General features: G+C 78.7%; 1 protein-coding gene (running past one end of the window). It reads right to left on the bottom strand.

Annotated features, from left to right (window positions below):
- Positions 1-18,272: the 5' portion of an amino acid adenylation domain-containing protein gene (locus tag ABD160_RS31540; RefSeq protein ID WP_344029787.1), read on the bottom strand. Its footprint begins 2,182 nt before the window's first position; 18,272 of the gene's 20,454 nt are visible here — the first part of the coding sequence; it begins with the start codon at positions 18,270-18,272; its stop codon lies beyond the left edge, outside the window.

Raw genomic sequence — 18,272 nt, 5'->3', positions numbered from 1 at the left:
GACCCGGCCGGATCGGCGACGAACCGGGACGCGGTCAGCCCGGGCCGGTTCAGGTAGCCGCGCGCGACGCCGACCCCACCCAGGTACAGCTCGCCCGCGGTGCCCACCGGGACCGGGGTGAGCGCGGCGTCGAGCACCAGCGCGCGCAGGCCGGGCAGCGGGCGGCCGATCGGCAGCCCGGCCGCCCGGGCCGGGCCGCCGTCGTCCCGCCAGACGGTCGCGTACACGGTGGCCTCGGTCGGGCCGTAGGCGTTGCGGACCTCGACGCCCGGCCCGAAGCGGGCCCGGACGGCGTCGAGCAGCGGGCCGGGGAACGCCTCCCCCGCCAGCACCACCGACGCCGGTTCGGCGACCACGCCGGGCCCGCCGAGCAGCCCGGCGAGCACCGCGGGCACGGTGGACAGGATCGCGCCGTCCGCGCCGGCCGGCGGCGCGCCGGGCACGGCGAGATCGAGCGCGTTCCCGGTGAGCAGCACGGTGCCGCCGGCGGCCAGCGGCCCGAACAGCTCGAACACCGACACGTCGAAGTTCAGCGAGGTGCTCGCCAGCATCCGGCGCGGACCGAACTCGGCGGCCGCCCAGGCCGCCAGGTTCGCCGCGGAGCGGTGCGACACGACGACGCCCTTCGGGCGCCCGGTCGAACCGGACGTGTAGATCACGTAGGCGGCCGCGTCCGGATCGGCCGGGCCGTCCGGCACTCGGCCCGCCCCGGTCACGGTCCCAGGCTCCCGATCGAGGACGACGACCTCCCGGCCCGCCGTCGGCAGCCCGGCCAGGCTCGCGGCCGTCCCGACCACCAGCACCGGATCGGCGTCGTCGAGCAGGAACCGCAGCCGGTCGGCCGGGTAGTCCGGGTCCAGCGGCAGGTACGCCGCACCGGTGCGGAGCACCGCCAGCAACGCGACCAGCAGGTCGGTGCTGCGCCCGAGCGCCACCCCGACGAACCGTTCCGGGCCGGCGCCGCGGGCGGCGAGCCGCCCGGCCAGCCGGGCCGACGCCGCGTCCAGCGTGGCGTAGTCCAGCCGGGTGTCCCGGTCGGCGACGGCGATCGCCGACGGCGTCCGCGCGACGCTCGCCCGGACCAGCGCCACCAGGTCGTGCGGGCCGGTGTGCGCGGGCTCCGGCGCACCGGACGGTCCGCCGCCGGCGCGCAGCAGCGCCCGCTCGGCCGGATCGAGCAGGTCCAGCCCGCCCACCCGGGCCGACGGCCGCGCCGCCAGCTCGTGCAGCGCCCGGACGGTCCGGTCCAGCACGGCGGCGGCCGTGCCGGCGTCCACCAGCTCGGCCCGGTGCCGCAGGGTCAGCGCCAGCCGGTCCCCGCCGCGGCCGGCCGGGAGCACCAGCAGGTTCAGCGGGTAGTGGGTGGCGTCGCGGCCGCGGGCCGCGGACACCCGGAACCCGGCCGCCCGCTCGGCGGCGGCCAGCGCGTCGTCGTCGACCGGGTAGCTCTCGAACACCAGCAGGGTGTCGAACAGGTCCCCGGTGCCGGCCGCCCGGGCGATGTCGGCGAGCCCGAGATGCTGGTGCGCCAGCAGCTCGGCCTGCTCGGCCTGCAGCCGGTCGAGCAGCGCGGCGACCGGCTCGGCCGGGTCCAGCCGCACCCGCACCGGCACCGTGTTGATCAGCAGGCCGAGCGTGCCGTCCACACCGGGCAGATCGGGCGTGCGACCGGACACGGTGCTGCCGAACACCACGTCGGTGCGGCCCAGGGTGCGCGCCAGGGTCAGCGCCCACGCCGCCTGGACCAGCGTGTTCAGCGTGACCCCGGCGGTCCGTGCGGCCGCGGCCAGCGCGGTGGTGTCCGCTGTGGACAGTGTCGTGCCGATCTCGGCGGGCAGCCCGGACGGGATGCCGCGCAGCGCGTCCGGGGCGACCAGGGTGGGCTCGACCGGCCCGGCCAGCGCCGTCGCCCATGCGGTGCGGGCGGCGTCGTCGTCGCGGGTGGTCAGCCATGCCAGGAAGTCCCGGAACGGGCGGGCCGGCGGGAGCGGGTCGCCGGCGTAGGCGGCCAGCACGGCCCGCATGAACAGCGGCGCCGACCATCCGTCCAGCAGCACGTGGTGGGTGGTCACGGCCAGCCGCCAGCGGTCCGCGGCGAACCGGACGAGCAGCAGCCGCACCAGCGGCGGCCGGGCCGGGTCGAACCGGTCCAGCCGGTCGGTCGCGACCTGCCGCCCGGCCTCGGCCTCGGCGGGGCCCGGGTCGCGGCCGGACAGGTCGACGACCCGCAGCGGAACGTCCACCCCGGGCGGCACCACGGCGACGTGCCGGCCGTCGCCGAGCAGCCGGAACCCGGCGCGCAGCTGCGGCTGGGCGTCGAGCACGGCGCCCAGCGCCGCCCGCATCCGCTCCGGATCGACCGGGCCGTCGATCTCCAGCTCGGTCTGGGTGGTGTAGACGTCGACGCCCGCGGTGTCGTCGAACCCGGAGTGGAACAGCAGCCCGCGCTGCAGCGGGGTGACCGGCAGCAGGTCCGCCGGTTCGCCGGCCTCGGCGACCAGCGCCGCGAGATCGTCCGCGGTCGGCGCGACCAGCGGGAAGTCCGACGGCGACACGCCGCCCGCACCGGGCGTCCCGGCGTGCGCGGACAGGCCGCGCAGCACCGCCTCCCAGTCGGCGGCCAGCTCCGCGACGGTCTCCTCCGGGACGCCGGACGGCCAGGACAGCCGGGCCGCGAGGGTCCCGTCCGCCGCCCGGTAGGCGTCCACGGTCAGCGCGTGGGTGACCGGCCGGTCGGCGTCCGCCGCGACCGCCGGGAGATCCGTGTCGACGCCCCAGTCGTCCGGACCGGATCCGTCCGGCGCACCGGAGGCGAGCAGGCCGAGCCAGTTCAGCAGCACCGGCGGCCGGTGCGCCGGGAGCCGCCCGGCGAGCAGGCCGAACCCGGTCCCGGTGCCGGGGACGGCGCGCAGCGCCTCCTTCACCGCGAGCAGCGCGTGGCCGGCGGCCGGGCCGCCCGCGACGACGGCGTCCGGATCGGCCGGGGCGACAGCGGGGGTGAGCCGCACCGGGTGCACCGCGGTGAACCAGCCGACCGTCCCGGACAGCGACGTGCCGGGGACCAGTTCCTCGTCGCGGCCGTGACCCTCCCGGTCGAGCAGCACCGGCGCGTCCGGGTCGCCGCCGCGGCGGGCCCGGAACCGGGCCAGTGCCACCGCCAGCGCGGTGACCAGGACGTCCTCGGTGCGGGCCCGGTAGCGCCTGGGCAGCTCGTCCAGCAGCGGCCCGGTGACCTCGGCGGGCAGCCGCAGGGTGCGGTCCCGCACGCCGTCGCCGGTGGCGCCGGCCGGGACGTCGAGATCCGGGATCCGGGCGTCGGCCGGGTCGCCGAGCACCGCGCGCCAGTACGGCAGCTCCGCGGTGACGTCGGCGGCGGCCAGGCCGTGCGCCCACGCCCGGAACGGGGTGCCGGTGCGGGCCGGCGGCTCGCCGGTGGTCACCGTGCGGCGCAGGCCGGCCAGCAGGATCGGCCAGGACACGGCGTCGACGGCGATGTGGTGCACGGCCAGGAACAGCCGTCCCGGGGCGGCCGGGCCGGCGTCGAACCAGACGGCCTGCACGGCCGGCCCGGCGACCGGGTCGAGCCGGCGCAGCGCCGCCTCCGCGGCGACCGGCACCTGCGCCGGGTCACCGTCCCATTCGACCCGGGTGAGCAGACCGTCAGGTGCCGGGCCGAGCTCCGGGACGTCCAGGCCGCCGTCGGGCAGCAGCCGGGCGCGCAGCACGTCGTGTGTGGACAGCAGTGCGGCCAGCCCGGCCGTCAGCTCCGGTCCGGTGAGCCCGGCCGGGGTGCGGACCGTCCGGGTCTGGGCGTAGCGGCGGGCCTGCGCGCCACCGGCCGCGGCGAACGCGGCGAGCACCGGGGTCGGTGCGGTCCGCCCGGTCGCGCCGGGAACAGCGCCGCCGGTGGCCGGTGCGGCCGCACCGGCCCGGCCGGCCGCGAGCGCGGCCAGCGCGGCGACCGTCCGCCCGGTGAACACGTCCCGCGGGGCCAGGTCGAAGCCCTCCTCGCGGGCCCGGCCGACCAGCCGGATGGAGACGATCGAGTCCCCGCCGAGCGCGAAGAAGTCGTCGTCCACGCCGACCGCGGGCAGGCCGAGCACCTCGGCGACGACGGCCGCCAGCGCGGCCTCGGCCGGGGTGCGCGGCCCGGTGCCGCCGGTGGTCGCGACGGCGTCCGGGGCGGGCAGCGCGCGGTGGTCGATCTTGCCGTTGGCGTTCACCGGCAACGCGTCCAGCACGACGACGGCCACCGGCACCATGTGCTCGGGCAGCCGGGCCGCGGCGAACTCGCGCAGCTCTGCCGGGGCCGGGGCGGGACCGCCGGGCTCGGCGGCGACGTAGCCGACCAGCCGGGCCGGGGCGTCGGCCGGACCGTCGCGGCGGGCCAGCACGGCCGCGGCGCGGACCCGCTCGTGCCCGGTCAGGACCATCTCGATCTCGCCCGGCTCGATCCGGAAGCCGCGGATCTTCACCTGGTCGTCGGTCCGGCCGAGGAAGTGCAGGGTGCCGTCGGCGGACCGGCGGACCAGGTCACCGGTGCGGTAGAGCCGCCGCCCGGGCGACCACGGATCGGCGACGAACCGGGACGCGGTGAGCGCGGCCCGGCCGTGGTAGCCGCGGGCCAGGCCGTCGCCGCCCAGGTACAGCTCGCCGGCGACGCCGGACGGCACCGGGGCCAGGCCGTCGTCGAGGACGTGTGCGGTGACGTTCGGGTCGGGCAGCCCGATCGGCGCGGTCGGGCCGGTCACGATCCCGCCCGGGACCGGGCCGGCCGACCAGCTGGTGGCGTTCACCGTCGCCTCGGTGGGGCCGTAGGCGTTGACCACCCGGTGGGTGGCGGTGAGCCGGCGCAGCAGCGCCGCGGGCAGCGCGTCGGCGCCGACCACCAGCGTGCTGCCCGGCGGGAACGCCGGGCCGTCGCCCGCGGCCCGGGCGGCCTCCGCCATCAGCACCGGGGGTGCGACGACGTGCGTGGCGCCGTGCTCGGCCGCGTACCGGGCCAGCTCGGCGGCGTCCGGCACCCCCGCCGGGGCCAACACCAGCCGGCCGCCGCGGGCCAGCGTCGCGGTCACCATGTAGACGAACACGTCGAAGCTCGGCGACGACGTCGTCAGCACCACCGAGTCCGGCCCGAACCCCCAGCCGGCGGCCGTCCCGACCAGCGACGCCAGCCCGGCGTGCGGCACCACGACGGCCTTCGGGAGCCCGGTCGACCCGGAGGTGAAGATCAGGTAGGCGGGATGGTCGGGATCCGGCCGGGCCTGCGGTGCGGGACCGGCGGGAACGGCCGGGTCGTCGAGCAGCAGCAGCTCGGCGTCGCCGGCCACCGCGCGCAGCACGTCGGCGCCCGCGGGGTCGGTGAGCAGCAGCGCCGGCCGGACGTCGTCAATCATGTGCGCGAGCCGGGCGGCGGGCAGCGCCGGGTCCAGCGGCAGGTGCGCCGCACCGGCCGCGGCGACCGCGAGCAGCGCGACGACCGCGTCCACCCCGCGCGGGAAACCGGTGCCGACGACCGTCTCCGGACCGGCGCCGCGGGCGGCGAGCCGCGCGGCGAGCGCGTCCACCCGGTCGCGCAGCTGCGCCCGGGTGAGCACGGCGCCGCCGGCGACCCGGACCGCCTCGGCCTCCGGATCGCCCGCCAGGCCGCGCCCGACCAGGGTCGCCAGGTCGGCCCGGTCCACCTCGTGGACCGGCCCGTGCCGGCCGGCCGGGTCGCCGAGATCCAGCCGGGACAGCCGCACCCGCGGATCGGCGGCGACCGCCGCCAGCACCCGCTCCAGGCGGGCGACGAGCACCGCGACGGTCTCCCGGTCGTAGAGGTCCGCGGCGTAGCGCAGCAGCCCCTCCAGGTGCCCGCCCCGCTCCGGCTCGCCGACCAGCAGCGACAGGTCGAACTTGGCGTGCAGGTCGGGCAGCTCCACCGGCTCGGTCACCAGCCCGGGCAGCCCGAGATCGGTCCCGGTCGCGGTGCGGTAGGTGACCGTCGCCTGGAACAGCGGATGCCGGCCGGGGCGGCGCGGCGGGGCGAGCGCCTCCACCACCCGCTCGAACGGCACGTCGGCCCGGCCGAACGCGGCCAGGTCGGCCTCGCGCACCCGGTCCAGCAGCGCGCCGAACGTCGGATCGCCCGCGGCGTCGGTGCGCAGCACCAGCGAGTTCACGAAGAACCCGACGAGCTCGTCCAGCGCGGCGTCCGGCCGCCCGGCGACCGGGGTGCCCAGCACCACGTCCCGCCCGGCGCCGCTGCGCGCCAGCACCGCGACGAACGCGGCGTGCACCAGCATGAACATCGACGCGCCGTGCCCGGCCGCGATCCGGCGCAGCGCCAGGGCGGTCGGCTCGCCGACGGTGAAGGTCACCGACCCGCCGCGGCCGGACGCGATCTCCGGGCGCGGCCGGTCGGTGGGCAGCGCGAGCTCCTCCGGCGCACCGGCCAGCCGCTCGCGCCACCAGCCGAGCTGGCGGTCGCCGAGCGAACCGGGATCGCCCGGCTCGCCGAGCAGCTCCCGCTGCCAGCACGTGTAGTCGGCGTACTGCACCGGCAGCGGCGGCAGCTGCGGCGGCCGGCCCGCGCAGCGCGCGGCGTAGGCGGCGCCGAGATCGGTGAGCAGCGGGACGGCCGACGACTCGTCGGCGGCGACGTGGTGCAGCACCAGCACCAGCACCGCGTCGTCGGCGGCGCGGCGCAGCAGCACCGCCCGCAGCGGCCGGTCCACGGCCAGGTCGAACGGGGCGCCGACGGCAGCCTGCAGCAGCCCGTCGAGATCGGCACCGGCGGGCACCTCGTGCACGTCGAGCGGCACCGGCGCCGGATCGAGGACGACCTGGCGGGGCACGCCCGCGGTGTCCGGCAGGACCGTGCGCAGCGCCTCGTGCCGGGCGGCGACGTCGGCGAGCGCGGCCTCCAGCGCGGTCACGTCCAGCGGCCCGCGCAGCCGGGCGGCCAGCGGGACGTTCCACACCGCCGACGGGCCCTCCAGCCGGAACAGGAACCACAGCCGCTGCTGGGCGGGCGAGAGCGGCATCGGGTCCGGACGCCGGGCCGGGCGCAGCGCCGGACGCGGCCGGCCCTCGCCGTCGCCCGCACCGAGCCGGGCGGCCAGCCCGGCCGGGGTCGGCGCCTCGAACACGGTGCGCAGCGCGGGCTCGATGCCGAGCACCGCGCGCACCCGGGACACCAGCCGGGTCGCGAGCAGCGAGTGCCCGCCGAGCGCGAAGAAGTCGTCGTGCACGCCGACCGTGCCCGGATCGCGGCCGAGCACCTCGGCGACCAGCGCGACCAGGGTCTCCTCGACCGGGGTGCGCGGCGCGGTCCGGGCCGGCGCGGCCGCGGCGACCGGGTCCGGCAGTGCCGCCCGGTCCACCTTCCCGTTCGGGGTGAGCGGCAGCGACCCCAGCACCACCAGGACCGACGGCAGCATGTGCGACGGCAGGGTGCGCGCGGCGGACTCCCGCACCCGTGCGGTGTCCAGCAGGCCGGTGGCCGGCAGGCCGGTGGCCGGCACGCCGGTGGCCGGCAGGCCGGTGTCCGGCGAACCGGTGTCCGGCAGCAGGTACCCGATCAGCGCGTCGCCGCGCACCGTCACCACGGCCCGGGCCACCCCGGGGGCGGCGGCCAGCGCGGCCTCCACCTCGCCGAGCTCGATCCGGAAGCCGCGGACCTTCACCTGGTCGTCGGCCCGGCCGAGGAACTCCAGGGCCCCGTCGGCGCGCACCCGGACCAGGTCGCCGGTGCGGTACATCCGGCCGAACGCCCGCCCGTCGGCCGGGCAGGCGACGAACCGCTGCGCGGTCAGCGCGGGGCGGCCGTGGTAGCCGCGGACCACCCCGGCCCCGGCCAGGTACAGCTCGCCGGGGACGCCCGGCGGGACCGGCCGCAGCCGGGCGTCGAGCACGAACGCACCGGTGTTGCGCAGCGGCGAGCCGATGGTGACCGGCTCCCCCGGGCGCACGACGGCGCTGGTCGACCAGACGGTCGTCTCGGTCGGCCCGTACATGTTGCGGACCGTGCGGGTGCGGGCGGCGAGCAGCGCCGCCCACAGCGACGGCGTCGCCTGCAGCACGGTCGCGCCGGAGCGGGTCACCAGCTCGTCGAGCAGCCGCGGGTCGCGCACGGTTGCGGCGTCGGCGAGCACCACGGTCGCGCCGACCGAGAGCGGCACCAGGATCTCCAGCACCGCGATGTCGAACGACAGCGTGGTCACCGCGACGACGACGTCGTCGGCGGTGAGCGGGACCAGCTCGGCGGTGGCGTCGGCGAAGTTCGCCAGCGCGCCGTGCGGGACCAGCACGCCCTTGGGACGGCCGGTCGAGCCGGAGGTGTGGATGACGTAGGCGACGCCGTCCGGGTCCGGGGCCACCGGCGGCACGGGTGCCGCCGGGGCGGCGGGCGCCATCCCGGGATCCAGCGGCGTGGGATCCAGCAGCGTGGGATCCAGCAGCGTGGGATCCAGCAGCGTGGGATCCAGTAGCGGTGCGCCGGTCCCGGCGAGCCGATCCGCCGCGGCGGCGTCGGCGAGCACCACCACCGGGTGCACGTCGTCGATCATGAACCGCAGCCGGTCCACCGGGTAGTCCGGGTCCAGCGGCAGGTAGCCGGCACCGGTGCGGTGCACCGCCAGCACCGCGACGACCAGGTCGGCGGTGCGCGGCAGCGCGATCCCGACCACCCGCTCCGGTCCGGCGCCGCGGGCGGCCAGCTCCGCGGCGAGCCGGTCCGCGGCGGCGGACAGCTCGCGGTAGGCCAGCTCCCGGTCACCGGCCCGGACGGCGATCCGCTCCGGGTGCCGGTCGGCGCGGTCGGCGATCCGCTCCGGCAGCAGCCGCGGCTCCGGGCGGGCCGCGGTGGCGGTGAGCCCGGCCAGCGCGGCGTGCTCGCCCGGGTCGAGGACGTCGTGGGCGGACACCGGCGCGTCCGGGTCGGCGACCGCGGCGGCCAGCACCCGCAGCACCCGGCGGGCCAGTGCCTGCGCGCCGGACCGGTCGTAGAGGTCGGCGGCGGCGTTGACGACGCCGTCCAGGCCGTCGGCGTCGTCGTGCTCCCGGAAGCCGAAGGTCAGGTCGAACCGGGCGGTGCCGGTGCCGACCGGGATCTCGGTGGTCGGGTGCCCGCCGAGCGGCGGCGTCGCGGAGCGGCGCCGCTGGTGCAGCACCATCACCTGGAACAGCGGGTGCCGGGCCGTGGAGCGGGCCGGGGCGAGCTCGTCGACCAGCCGCTCGAACGGCAGCAGGGCGTGGTCGAACGCCTCCGGGTCGGTGATCCGGACCCGGTCGAGCAGGGTGCGGAACGACGGGTCGCCGGACAGGTCGGTGCGCAGCACGACGGTGTTGAGGAACAGCCCGACCAGGTCGTCGAGCTCCCCGGGGCCGCCGCCGAGGTCCGGGCGGGCCGAGACGGGGGCGCCGAGCGGGATGTCGGTGCCCGCGCCGAGCCGGTGCAGCACGGTCGCGACGGCGGCGTGCAGCACCATGAACACGGTCGTCCCGGTCGCGCCGGCGAGCCGGCGGATGCCGCGGTGCAGGCCGGGGTCGATCCGGAACTCGACGTCGATCCCGGCGTAGGAGGCGACCGCCGGCCGCGGACGGTCCCGGGGCAGCTCCAGCTCCGCGGGTGCCCCGGCGAGGCGGTCCCGCCAGTACCGCAGATCGGCGGCGGCCGGGCCGTCGTCGTCGGCGAGCACCTCGGCCAGCCGCAGCGTGTGGTCGGCGTACTGCACCGGCAGCGGCGCGAACGCCGGGGCGGCGCCGGCCAGCCGCGCGGTGTAGGCGGTGTGCAGGTCGTCGAGCAGCGGGGCGACCGAGCCCTCGTCGCCTGCGGCGTGGTGCAGCACCAGAACCAGCACCGACTCCGCGCCGGCCGGTTCGCCGGTGAGCAGCACCCAGGCCCGCAGCGGGAGCTCGGTGGCGGTGTCGAAGCGGTACGCGGCGATCTCGTCGAGCACCGCGGGCAGCTCGTCGGCGGTGGGTGCGCGGAACTCCAGCGGGACCGGCACCGGGGCGGCCAGGACGTGCTGGCGGGGTTCGCCGCCGCCGTCGTCGACCAGCAGGGTGCGCAGCGCCTCGTGCCGGTCGGTGAGGTCGCCGAGCGCGGCGTGCAGCGCGGCCGGGTCGGGCTCGCCGTCCAGGCGCAGCGCCAGCGGCATCGACGAGGTCGCGGCGGAGCGGCCGTCGCCGAGCATCCGGTCCAGGAACCAGATCCGGCGCTGCCCGGGCGAGGCCGGGATCCGCTCCGGGCGGGTCCGGGTCACCGCGGCGCGGCCCGGGACGGCGGCCCCGGCGGCCGGGAGCAGCGCCGCCAGCGCCGCGACGGTCGGGGTGTCGAACAGGGTGCCGAGGCCGATCGCGGCGCCGGTCGCGGCGCGCAGCCGGGCCACCAGCCGGGTCGCGAGCAGCGAGTGCCCGCCGAGGTCGAAGAACCCGTCGTCGATCCCGACCGAGTCGGCGGGCAGGCCGAGCACCTCGGCGAACAGGTCGCGCACGGTCTGCTCGGCGGCGTCCCGCGGGCCGCGCACCGCGGCACCGGCGGCCGGTGCGGGCGCGGGCAGCGCCGCGCGGTCGATCTTGCCGTTCGGGGTGCGCGGGAACACCTCCAGCGGCACGACGAACGCCGGGACCATGTGCCCGGGCAGCGTCTCGGCCAGCTCGGCGCGGACCCGCGCCGGATCGACCGGCCCGGGGCCGGTGACGTAGGCGACCAGCGCGGCGTCCCGGGCCGTGACCAGCGCCCGGTCGATCTCCGGGCGCTCGGTGAGCCGGGCCTCGATCTCGCCGGGCTCCACCCGGAACCCGCGGATCTTGACCTGGTGGTCGGTGCGGCCGGCGTAGACGAGCAGCCCGCCGGGGCCGCGGCGCACCAGGTCGCCGGTGCGGTAGAGCCGCGCGCCGGGCGGGCCCCACGGGTGCGCGACGAACCGGGCGGCGGTCAGCCCGGCCCGGCCGAGGTAGCCGCGGGCCAGGCCGGTGCCGCTGACGTAGAGCTCGCCGATGCCGCCGTCGGGCACCGGGCGCAGGTCCGGATCGAGCACGTGCGTGCCGGTGCCGTGCACCGGGCGGCCGATCGGCAGCGCGTGCGCGTCCGGCTCGATGCCCTCGGCGACGTCGAAGATCGTCGCGTCGACGGTGGTCTCGGTGGGGCCGTAGGAGTTGACCACCCGGTGGGTGGCCGCCCAGGCCCGGGCCAGGTCGGGCGGGCAGGCCTCGCCGGCGACGACGATCGTCGCGCCCGGCGGCACCCCGTCCGGCACCGGCAGGTCGGCCAGCGCGGCCGGCGGCAGCGTCAGGTGGGTGATCCGTCCGGCGTGCAGGAACTCCGACAGCGCGCTGCCGAGCCGCTGCGCGTCCGGGACGACGACGACCTCGGCGCCGGCGCCGAGCGCCATCACCAGCTCCCACACCGAGGTGTCGAACCCGGCGGAGGCGAACTGCGCGACCCGGTGCCCGGGACCGGTGCCGAGCGCGGCGTTCATCGTCCCGGACAGCGCGACCAGACCGGTGTGCGCGACGACGACGCTCTTCGGCGTGCCGGTCGAGCCGGAGGTGGTGATCAGGTAGGCGGCGGCCGCCGGATCGACCGGGCGGGCCGGGGTGACCGGGTGCGCCGCGATCCGCCGGGCGGTGTCCGGGTCCGACGGGCGCAGCACCGGCAGCGTCCCGGGGACGCCCGCCGGGACCGCGTCCGCGGCCAGCAGCAGCACCGGGCCGATGTCGGCGACGGTCGCGGCGACCCGGGCCGCGGGCAGCCCGGGATCCAGCGGCAGGTAGGCGGCGCCGGCGTGGTGCACGGCGAGCATCGCGACGACCAGCTCGGCCGAGCGCGGCAGCGCCAGCGCGACCACCTGCTCGGGCCGCACCCCGCGGGTGGTCAGCTCGTGCCCGAGCCGGGCGGCGGCGTCCAGCAGCTCCCGGTAGCCGAGCCGGCCGTCCGGGCCGTGCACGGCGGGCGCGTCCGGGGTGCGGTCCGCCCAGCGGCCGACGATCTGCGGCAGCGTCGCCGCCGGGGCGGCGGTCGGGCCGTCGGCGGCGCGCAGCAGCGCCGCGGTCTCCTCGGGCGGGCAGACGCCGATCCGGTCGACCGGGGTGTCCGGGTCGTCGGCGAGCGCGGCCAGCACGGTCCGCAGCCGGGCGGCGACGACGGCGGCGCCGTCCGGGGTGACCGGGCCGCGCCGGTAGCGCAGCCGCAGGTGCAGCCCGTCGCCGGGCAGCGCGACCACGCCCAGCGGGTACGGCGAGGCGTCCCGGCCACCGACGACCCGGGCGCCGGTGGCCCGCAGACCCTCGAACGGGTAGCTCTCGAACACCGCGAACGTGTCGAACAGCGCGGGCAGGCCGGCGATCCGGTGCAGCTCGGCGAGGCCGAGATGCTGGTGGTCGATCAGCTCCGCCTGCTCGCGCTGCAGCCGGCGCAGGCTCTGCGCGGCGGTCTCGCCGCGCCGCAGCAGCACCCGGACCGCGACCGTGTTGACGAACATCCCGACCGCGTCGGCGGTGCCCGGCTCGTCGGCGGGCCGCCCGGCCGAGGTCGCGCCGAGCACCGCCTCGGACCGGCCGGTGAGCCGGGCGACGAGCACCCCCCACGCCCACTGCAGGACGGTGTTCACGGTGACCCCGGTGGCCCGCGCGGTGGCGAGCAGCCGGCGTTGCAGCTGCGGATCGAGTTCGACGTCGAGCTGGTCCGGCTCGGCGGGCGTGCCCGGCGCGGTGGGCGGGACCAGCAGCGACGGCTCGTCGAGCCCGTCCAGTGCGGCGGCCCAGGCCGCGACCGCCGCGGGATGGTCGCGGCCGGCCCGGCGGGCCAGCCGGGCGAGCAGATCGGCGTGCGCTGCGGTGTCGTCGAGCGCTGTGCCGTCGAGCGCTGTGCCGTCGAGCGCCGGGCCGGGGTCCGCCGGGCCGGCGGTGCCGGCCCGCTGCAGGATCTCGCCCAGCACGGTCGGCACCGACCAGCCGTCCAGCGCGAGATGGTGGTGCGTGACGATCAGGCGCGGCGGCGCGTCGCGGCCGGTGACCAGCGCCAGCCGCAGCAGCGGCGCGGTCGCCGGATCGAACGAGCGGGCCCGCTCCCGGTCGGCGACGGCGTCCGGATCGGCGCCGCGGTGCACGCCCAGCTCCGGGGCGGCCGCGCGCAGCACCAGCTGCCAGGGCCGCCCGGAGCGGGTCCGGCGGAACGCGGTCCGCAGCGCGGGGCGCCGCGCGGCGACCGCGGCCGTCGCGGCGGTGAGCCGCTGCGGATCGGCGAGTGCCGGATCGAGATCGACGAACCACTGCACGATGTGCAGGTCACCGGCCCGCCCGGTGCGCTCGGCCTCGAACAGCAGGCCCTCCTGCAGCGGGCTGCAGGCCAGCACCGCCTCCAGGCCCGGTACGGCGGCGGCCAGCTCGACCCGCTCCGCCGCGGTCGGTTCCGGCAGCTCCGCTTCGGGCAGCTTCGGTTCGGGCTGTGCGGCCGGCGTCGCGGACGGGTCCCCGGTGGCGGCGACCCGGGCCAGCCCGGCGACCGTCGGGTTGAGGAACACCTCGCGCGGGGTCAGCGGGATCCCGGCGGCGGTGGCCCGCGCGGCGAGCGTGATCGCGGCGATGCTGTCGCCGCCGAGATCGAAGAAGCCCTCGTCGGCGCCGATGCCGTCGGCGTCCGGGAGCAGTGCGGCGACCAGCTCGGCCAGCCGCCGCTCGACCGGCCCGGACGGTTCCCGCCGCTGCGCCGCGCGGGTGAGCTGCGGGGCCGGGAGCGCGGCCCGGTCCAGCTTGCCGTTCGGGGTGAGCGGCAGCGCGTCGAGCACGACGACGTGCGCCGGGACCATGTACTCCGGCAGCCGGGCCGCGAGCGCCGCCCGCACCCCGGCCGGATCCGGGGCCGCACCGCGCGGCACCAGGTAGGCGACCAGCGCCGGACGCCCCGGGCCGATCTCGCGCACCACCACGGCCGCCGCGGCGACGTCCTGCTCCAGCAGGGCGGCCTCGATCTCACCGGGCTCGATCCGGAAGCCGTGCAGCTTCACCTGGTCGTCGGAGCGCCCGAGGAAGTCCAGCAGCCCGTCGGCCCGGCGGCGGGCCAGGTCGCCGGTGCGGTAGATCCGCTCCCCGCCGGGTGCGGGGACGAACCGCTCGGCGGTCCGGACCGGGTCCGCGTGGTAGCCGCGGGCCAGTCCGGCACCGCCGATGTGGAGGTCCCCGGTCACCCCGGTCGCGACCGGCCGCAACCGGTGGTCCAGCACGCTCAGCGTGGTGTTCGCCAGCGGGCCGCCGATCGGCGGCGGGCCCGCGACGGCCGGGTCCACCGGCCAGCGGCTGGACCAGATCGTGGTCTCGGTGGGCCCGTACAGGTTGACGGCGCGGGCGCTCGACGCGTGCAGCGCGGCCGCCAGGTCCGCGGGCAGCGCCTCACCGCCGACCAGCGCGGTCACCCCGGCGAAGGTGTCCCCGGCGCCGTCGAGCAGCGCCCGCCACAGCGACGGGGTGGCCTGCACGTGGTCGATCCGGTGCCGGGTCACCAGTCCGCGCAGCGCCACCGGGTCGCCCGCCTCGTCCGGATCGGCCAGCACCAGGGTGCCGCCGTGCGCGAGCGGCCCGTAGAGCTCCAGCGCGGCGATGTCGAACGCCGGCGTCGTCACGCCCAGCCAGCGGTGCCCCGGACCGGTACCCAGGTCGCGGGCCATGTCGTCGAGGAAGTTCTGCAGCCCGCCGTGCCGGACCGCGACGCCCTTCGGCCGTCCGGTCGAGCCGGACGTGAAGATCACGTAGGCCAGCTGCTCCGGATCGGTGACGACGGCGGCCGGCGGCTCGGCGGGCAGCCCGGCGAGCTCGGCGCGGACGGCCGGATCGTCCAGCAGCAGCGTGCCGGTGCCGGTGCCCGGATCGGCGTCGGTCGTGGTCAGCAGCAGCACCGGTGCGGCGTCGGCGAGCACCGTGCGGACCCGCTCGGCCGGGTGGCCGGGGTCCATCGGGACGTACGCGGCGCCGCAGCGCAGCACCGCGAGCAGCGCCACCACCAGATCGGTGCCGCGCGGCAGCAGCACCCCGACCAGCGCGCCGGGCCCGGCGCCGCGGGCGGCCAGCGCCCGGGCGAGCCGGTTCACCGCGGCGTCCAGCTCGGCGTAGCCGAGGGTCTCGCCGGCGCAGGTCAGCGCGGGCAGCTCCGGATGGGCGGCGACCGCGGCGGCGAACCGCTCGGGCAGCAGCCCGGGCAGCGCCGGGACCGCGGTCGCGGCCCGGGCCCCGTCGTACGCGGCGCGTTCGGCGTCGGTGAGCACCGGCAGCTCGGACAGCCGACGGCCGGGATCGGCGGTGACCGCGCCGAGCAGCCCGCGCAGCCGGTGGGCGAACGCCTCGACGGTGGCCGGCGAGTAGAGGTCGGTGGCGTACTCCAGCTCGCCGTCGATCCGGCCGCCGGTCTGCACGGTGCGCACGGTCAGGTCGAACTTCGCGGTCGGCGTCCCGACGATCGCGGTGCGGGCGCTGAGCCCGGCGAACGACGGCCGGTGCGCCGGTTCGTGCTGGTGGCTGACCAGCACCTGGAACAGCGGGTGCCGGGCCAGCGAGCGGGCCGGGGCGACGGCGTCGAGCACCTGGTCGAACGGGGCGTCCTGATGGGCGAGCGCGTCCAGACCGGCGGCCCGGACCCGGGCCAGGAGCTCCCGGAACGACGGGTCGCCGCCCGCGTCGGTGCGCACCACGACGGTGTTGAGGAACAGCCCGACCACGTCGGCGGCGTCGGCGCCGCGCTCGATGACGGGCACCCCCAGCGGCAGGTCGGTACCGGCGCCCATCCGGTGCAGCAGCGCGGCGACCGCGGCGTGCAGCACCAGGAACGGGGTGCTGCCGGTACCGGCGGCGAGCCGCTGCACCGCGCCGGTGAGCGTCTCGTCGAGGACGAACGGGACGACCGCGCCGCGGTGGCTCTCCACCGGCGGCCGGGGCAGGTCGACCGGCAGCGTGGTCTCGGCGGGCGCCCCGTCGAGCACGGTGCGCCAGTGCCCGAGCGCGGCGTGTGCGCGCGAGGCCGGATCGGCCGGGTCCCCGAAGCGGGCCGCGGCGGCGGCGACGGCGTCGACGTAGCCGGGGGCGGGCGGCTGCTGCGGCGCCGCACCGGCGGCCCGGGCGGTGTAGGCGACGGCGAGATCGTCGACCAGCACGGCGAGCGCCCGGTCGTCGACGGCGACGTGGTGCAGCACCAGCGCCAGCAGGTGCTCGCCGGGTGCGGTGCGCAGCAGCGCGGCCCGCCACGGCAGCTCGGCGGCCAGGTCGAACGGGGTGGCGGCCAGCTCGCGGACGGCGTCCCGGGCGGCGCCGGGCCCGGCGACCGCGCGCAGCGGCAGCTCCGGGACGGTGACGTCGGCGGCCGGCAGCACCCGCTGCCACGGCTCGCCGCCGTCGTCGGGGAGCAGGGTGCGCAGTGCCTCGTGCCGGGCGACGACGTCGCCGAGCGCGGTCCGCAGCGCCGCGGTGTCGAGCGGGCCGCTGAGCTGCACGGTCAGCGGCACCGCGTAGCTCGCGCCGGCCTCGATCCGCTGCAGCGACCAGATCCGGCGCTGCGCCGGCGACAGCGGCGGCCGCTCCGGGCGGGGTGCCGGGGCCGGGCCGGTCGCGGCGGACCGGACGGGCCGCCCGGCGGGCAGCAGGGCGGCGATCTCCCGGACCGTGGGCCGGTCGAACACGGCCTGCACGGTCAGCCCCGGGGCGTCCGCGTCGGCGTCCAGCCCCTCGCGCAGCCGCGCGACCAGCCAGAGCACCTGCAGCGAGTGCCCGCCCGCGGCGAACAGATCGGTGTCGGCGTCGACCGACGCCGGATCGGTCTCCAGCAGCTCGGCGACCAGGGCCGCGACCTGCCGTTCCCGCTCGGCGGCCGGGACACCGGGCGCCACGGGCCCGGCCGGCCCGCTCGGTCCACCCGATCCGGTCGACACAGCCGCTCCGGTCGGCACGGCCGTTCCAGGGAGCGCGGCGTCCGGCTCCCCGAGCGGCCGGTGCGGGTCGGCGGCGGCCTCGGTGAGCAGCGCGAGCAGCGCGTCCCGGTGCCGCGCGGTCTCCTCGGCGGTGTAGCGGGCGGCGTCGGCGTCCACCCGGACCACCAGCCGGGGCGCGCCCCCGGCGGTCCCGGCGCCCAGCCGGGCGGTGACCATCAGGTCGCGCACCGGGCCGGTGGCGATCTCGTGCACCTCGCCGGTCGCGTCGCCGAGCCGGACCCGGCCGGGATCGGGCTTGACATTCACCACCAGCGCCGGGGACGGCTCCCGCCCGGCCCGGGCGCGCACCGCCCGGCGCAGGTCCTCGCCGCGGTAGCGGCGGTGTGCCGCGGCCGCGCGCAGCTCCTCGTGCACCCGGGCGACGAGCCCGGCCGGGGTGGCCGACGGCCCGGTCCGGACCCGCAGCGGCAGCACGGTGACCGCGGTCGTCGGGACCCGGCTCGCCGGGGTCCCGAGCCGCTGCATCGCCGGGAGATCGAGGACGACGTCGGCGGCGCCGGTGCGGCGCCACACCAGCGCGGCCACCGCGGCGGCGACGATCTCCACCGAGCCGGCCCCGGCGGCGGTCGCGATCTCGCGCAGCGCCGCGGTGGCGGCCGCGTCCAGCTCGCCGTCGGCCCGGTACAGCTCGCGGGCCGGGTTCGGGTTCGGCGCCGGTGCGGCGGCGAGGGTGGCCGGCACGGCGCCGTCCAGCCGGGACGTCCAGAACGCCTCGGCGGCGGCCCGGCCCGGGTCGGCGAGATCGGCGGCGTCCGCCTCGACGACGGCGGCGAGCTCGCCGTGCCGCGGGGCGGGCGGGGTGCCCGCGGGATCGCCCGCCGCCCGGTACAGCTCGGTGACCCGGCGGCGGAGCAGGTTGTAGCCGTAGGCGTCGAGCAGCAGATGGTGCGCGCGCACGTACCAGATGTGGTGCTGCGGTCCGAGCACGAGCAGCGCCTGGCGCAGCAGCGGCTCGGTGTGCGGGTCGAGCGGGCGGCGCACGTCGGCGCCGGTCCAGCCGGCCGCGGCCGCGGCCGGGTCGTCGTGCCCGGTCAGGTCGACCAGCTCGCACCCGGCCGGCCAGGCCCCGGGGTGCTGCACGACCCGCCCGCCGTCGACGGTCTCGAACCGCGCGCCCAGCCACGGCACCTCGGCGGCGGCCGTCGTCGCGGCACCGCGCAGCGCCGCCACGTCCAGCGGGCCGCGCAGCTCGACCTGCTCGGCGGTGACGAACGCCGGGTTCGCCGGGTCCCGCTGCTGGTCCACCCAGATGCCGGTCTGGGCGGCGGTCAACGGCAGCGCCTGCGGGCGCGGGTGCGGGACGCGTGCGGACAT

The sequence above is a fragment of the Pseudonocardia kongjuensis genome (assembly GCF_039526905.1).
Taxonomy (GTDB): Bacteria; Actinomycetota; Actinomycetes; order Mycobacteriales; family Pseudonocardiaceae; genus Pseudonocardia; species Pseudonocardia kongjuensis.
Note: the sequence above shows the minus strand (reverse complement) of the source record. Positions and strands in the feature narration are given on the sequence as shown.